Here is a 789-nt window from a genome sequence, read left to right as displayed (position 1 = left end):
ATTTCTTTCGCCGTTTCCAGCGCCATTGGCGCATTGAGAAGATCGAGCTTATCTGGTGCCGCTAGCATGAAGATCGCTTTCGCTTGCTCAGGTAATTGCCCTGAAACCATCAACTCTAAAAGTTGGTTCTCGGCAATCAACTTATACAAGGCAGGTGCAGACAAAGTGCCCAGAACAATATACGCCGCTGTCACAGGTAAGCCCATACCTAAAACCAACGATGCCAAAGCAATCAACACGAGCATGATGAACAAATCACCATTCGCCCAACCATTGATCATCAAAGAGAAAGTGTTGCCGATACCTGTGGTACTGATTACGTTGATCACTAAACCAATACCCACCAGCAAGACAGCGGTGGTTGCCATGTTCTTCGCGCCTTGAGACATAGCCTCGATGATCGCTTTTGGTCCCATTTTGTGATCTTTCGAAAACCACGAAGAGACAACAACAGAAATGATGGAAAGGCCTGCCGCATAAGTGGGTGTAAAACCTTTCACGAGCAACGTCACCAGAACCACCAAAGGAATGAGGTTGTGCCAACCACTCACCAGAACTTTGATAAGCGATTCGTCACTGGTTGTAATTTTCTGCACGCCGCTTCGCTTCGCTTCGATACGTACAAAAAACGCGACCGACAAGAAATAAATCAACGCAGGGACAAACGATACAGCAATGATATCCACATAAGGAATTTGAGTGTAAGACGCCATAATGAACGCGCCCGCGCCCATCACCGGAGGCATCAACTGACCACCAGTAGAAGCCGCAGCCTCAACCCCTGCAGCA

At 48.0% G+C, this 789-nt stretch carries 1 protein-coding gene; it reads right to left on the bottom strand.

Annotated features, from left to right (window positions below):
• Positions 1–789: TRAP transporter large permease subunit (locus R7E78_RS25930; RefSeq protein WP_318058583.1), on the bottom strand; the 789-nt coding region annotated here is incomplete at both ends.

Source organism: Vibrio sp. YT-19(2023), assembly GCF_033337395.1.
The sequence above is the reverse complement of the archived record's forward strand: the minus strand, read 5'-3'. Positions and strand labels throughout refer to the sequence as shown.